We start from the raw sequence: 3508 nt of genomic DNA, 5'->3' as shown, positions 1-3508 counted from the left end.
CACCCAGCCCCCGGAGCGCCCACCCCCGGAACCGCCCCCGGACCAACCCACCCTCCCGAAAGCCCACCCCCGAACCAAAGCCCCGCGCAGCGGCCTTCACCGAGCCCCCCGCCGCCCCTCCCGCACCCGCCGCAACCGATTCACCAACACCGGCGCGAACGCCAACGCCTCCTCCCGGTCCAACAACCCGTTCAGCACCTGGTAGTACCGCGTAGAGGAGAGCCCCAACTCCTCCCGGATCGCCCGCTCCTTGGCCCCCGCCGTCCGCCACTGCCGCCCCTCCAGCGCCAGCACCGCCCGATCCCGCTCACTCAGCTCACCCACCACGCACCACCACGCACCACCTCCGCACATCCCCCACGGACCTACGAAGTGTCATTCTCGGACGCACCCCCGACACACTCTGCCCCCCACCCCGGCACCCCCACCCGACTAGCGTCACCCCCATGACCAGCTTCGCCGTCCACATCCCCACCGCCGACCTCGCCCCCGAGCCCCTCGACCCGTCCCAGATCGTCTCCGGCACCCCCGAGGTCACCGGAAAGGTCCTCGCCGAATCCCCCGACGGCCGCCAGCTGCGCGGCATCTGGCAGATCACCCCGGGCGTGGTCACCGACGTCGAGGCCGACGAGATGTTCGTGGTGCTGAGCGGCCGGGCCACCATCGAGATCGAGGGCGGCCCGACCCTGTCCGTCGGCCCCGGCGACTGCGCCGTCCTACGCGAGGGCGACCGCACCACCTGGACGGTCCACGAAACCCTCCGCAAGGCCTACGCGATCACCCTCCCCTGAACCCAGCCCCGCCCCGAAACCAGCCCCGCCCCGCCTGAAAACCACCCCGCCCCCGAAGAAGGCCCCCGCCCCCGGGGGCCTCACTGCTTCCGGACCCGCCCCGCCTCCTTCATCGCCGCGTCCTGCAGCCCCTGCAGCACCTGCTTCGGCTCCCCGGTCACCGCCTGCCCGATCCCCGCCTTGATCCGGTTGCTGACCTCACCCCAGGCCGGGTCCCCGAACGGGTAGAAGCTGGCATTGGTCAGCCCCACCGCGAACTGCTTGAGGTCCTCGTGCTTGGGGTCCGAGGACATCTGGCCGAAGGCGTCCTGGGTCACCGGCAGCAGGTTGTACTGCTCGTCGAACTTGAGCTGGTAGTCCTTGGCGTACACGAAGGACAGGAACTTCTTGATCTCGTTCTTGTGCCCGTTCGCCTTGAACGCCATCATCCAGTCCGCGACGCCGAGGCTCCCGGTCCGCCCCACGCCGTCCTTCTTCGGGATGGCCGCCGTCCCGAAGTCGATCTTCCCGGCGGACGCCATCCGCAGCAGGGTCGGGTGCCCGTTGAGCATCGCGACCTTCCCGGAGGCGAAGTCCTGGAACACCGGCGTGCGGTTCATCTTGCCCGGGTCCGGATACGTCAGCCCGGTGCCGACCAGGTTGTTCTTGAGCCAGTTGAAGGTCGCCTGGTTCTGGTCGCTGTCGATGGTGTAGTTGCCGACGTCGTCCGAGAGCGAGCCGCCCCCGCTCAGCGTCCACAGCATCGACTCGGCCGGCGCCTCCTCGGGCCCCAGCGGCAGCCCGTACGGGGTCACCCCGGGCACCTTGGCCTTGATCTTCTCGGCCGCGGCCCGCAGCTCGTTCCAGGTGGTCGGCGGCTGGGTGATCCCGGCCTGCTTGAAGATCGCCTTGTTGTAGAAGAGCACCCGCGAGGAGGAGACGAAGGGGATCCCGTACTGGGTCCCCAGCACCTGCCCGGCGTGTGAGAAGTTGTCCATGAACTTGGCCTGGGTGTCCATCGAGAGGACGTCCGCGGCCGCGTACAGCCGGTCCGCCGCGACCTGCTCGGCGAAGCCGCCGGTCTGCAGCAGGTCGGGCGACTTCCCGGCCGCGATCATGTCGTCGACCTTCTTGCCGATGTCGGTCCAGCTGTCCACCTCGACCTGGACCTTGATGCCGGGGTTGGCCGCCTCGAAGGCCTTGGAGACCTCGTCCCAGTAGTGCTTGGAGCTGGTCTCGGCGTTCTCCCCGTAGTCCGCGGCGACCAGTTTGAGCGTGACCGACCCGTCGCCCTGCCCGCTGCACGCGCTGACCGTGGTGAGCACCAGTGCTCCGGCCAACGCCGTACCGAGCACACGGAGGGAAACGTGGGCGCGCCTGTCCAACGCGGGTACCGCCTTCAAAAAGAACTGCAGCCGGACGAGGGAATCCGGCAGGGGGAGCGCCACATTCCCAAACCGCTCGCACACTGGTCCACACCACTCGCCCTCACCCGTCGAGTAGTTACCGAAGTGCCCTGGTTCGTTGCACGATGCGCAACAACAGGCGAACGGAGGCCCTCAGTCGGACTCCGGGACACAAAGCCCCGCACACCCCCGCAGCCGAGACAAAGCTCACCCAGTATGGACCAGACCAATCCGACAACTGGACTAGACCTCTTCGACCCGACCAAGGGAAACTGTCCTCCGTGAAGCACGTCATCGCACTCGATGTAGGCGGCACCGGCATGAAGGCCGCGCTGCTCGCCCAGGACGGCTCCGTGCTGTTCGAAGCACGCCGACCGACCGGGCGGGAACACGGCACCGACGCCGTGGTCGCCGCCATCCTCGGCTTCGCCGCCGACCTCGCCGACGAGGGCCGCGCCCGCTTCGGGCACGCCCCGCTGGCGGCCGGCGTGGCCGTGCCCGGCACGATCGACGAGAAGAACGGGATCGCGGTCTTCTCCGCCAACCTCGGCTGGCGCGACCTCCCGCTGCGCAAGCTGCTCGGCGAGCGCCTCGGGGGCCTGCCGGTCGCCCTCGGCCACGACGTGCGCTCCGGCGGGCTGGCGGAAGGGCGGATCGGCGCGGGTCAGGGCGTCGACCGCTTCCTGTTCATCGCGCTGGGCACCGGCATCGCCGGCGCCATCGGCATCGACGGCCGGATCGAGGCCGGCGCGCACGGCTACGGCGGCGAGATCGGCCACGTCGTGGTCCGCCCCGGCGGCCCGCAGTGCGGCTGCGGCGCCCGCGGCTGCCTGGAGACGCTGGCCTCCGCCTCGGCCGTCTCCCGCGCCTGGGCCGAGGCCAGCGGCGACCCCGACGCCGACGCGGCATCCTGCGCCGCCGCGGTGGACGCCGGGGACGACCGCGCCCGCGCCGTCTGGCAGACCGCGGTCGACGCGCTGGCCGACGGCATCGTGCTGGCCCAGAGCCTGCTCGACCCCTCCACGGTCATCGTCGGCGGCGGGCTGGCCGAGGCCGGCGACACGCTCTTCACCCCGCTGCGCGCGGCGGTCACCGAGCGCCTGACCTTCCAGATGCCCCCGAAGGTCGTACCCGCCATGCTCAAAGACACCGCCGCGTCCCTGGGCGCCGGCCTGCTCGCCTGGGACCTGCTCTCGATGGAGGTGACCGCGTGACCACCGCGGACCGTGACCGTACTGCCCTGTCCGGCGCCCGGCTGGTGCTGCCCGGCGGTGTCGTCGAGGGCGGCCGGCTGGCCGTCGAGGGCGACCGGATCGCCGCCCTCACCGACGG

At 70.9% G+C, this 3508-nt stretch carries 4 protein-coding genes; 2 read left to right on the top strand and 2 right to left on the bottom strand.

Features of this window, described 5'->3' with window-relative positions; genetic code table 11:
• Positions 1–96: 96 nt before the first annotated feature.
• Positions 97–354, bottom strand: a complete 258-nt coding sequence (locus ACIQWA_RS40890) for a DUF3263 domain-containing protein (protein ID WP_402492263.1) — start codon at positions 352–354, stop codon at positions 97–99.
• 92 nt (positions 355–446) lie between these two features.
• Between ACIQWA_RS40890 and ACIQWA_RS40885 the strand changes: the two genes are divergently transcribed.
• Positions 447–791, top strand: coding sequence for a cupin domain-containing protein (locus ACIQWA_RS40885; RefSeq protein ID WP_402492260.1), 345 nt, complete (start codon positions 447–449; stop codon positions 789–791).
• A gap of 80 nt (positions 792–871) precedes the next feature.
• Here the strand turns inward: ACIQWA_RS40885 and ACIQWA_RS40880 are convergent, their stop codons facing one another.
• The gene (locus ACIQWA_RS40880) at positions 872–2110 is read right to left on the bottom strand and encodes an extracellular solute-binding protein (RefSeq protein WP_402492257.1); all 1239 of its coding nucleotides are present in this window, start codon (positions 2108–2110) and stop codon (positions 872–874) included.
• A gap of 347 nt (positions 2111–2457) precedes the next feature.
• Here ACIQWA_RS40880 and ACIQWA_RS40875 point away from each other — a divergent pair, with 347 nt between their 5' ends.
• Entirely contained in the window at positions 2458–3390 is a 933-nt protein-coding gene (locus tag ACIQWA_RS40875) for an ROK family protein (RefSeq protein ID WP_402492255.1), read from the top strand.
• Positions 3391–3508: the final 118 nt, after the last annotated feature.

It is taken from the genome of Kitasatospora sp. NPDC098652 (assembly GCF_044760155.1).
Classification (GTDB): Bacteria; Actinomycetota; Actinomycetes; order Streptomycetales; family Streptomycetaceae; genus Kitasatospora.
This window is presented reverse-complemented; position numbering and strand designations above follow the sequence as displayed.

Excerpts from the sequence above, each read along its gene's own strand:
- ACIQWA_RS40890 (WP_402492263.1), bottom strand. The coding sequence starts at position 354 with ATGTGCGGAGGTGGTGCGTGGTGGTGCGTGGTGGGTGAGCTGAGTGAG.
- ACIQWA_RS40885 (WP_402492260.1), top strand. The coding sequence starts at position 447 with ATGACCAGCTTCGCCGTCCACATCCCCACCGCCGACCTCGCCCCCGAG.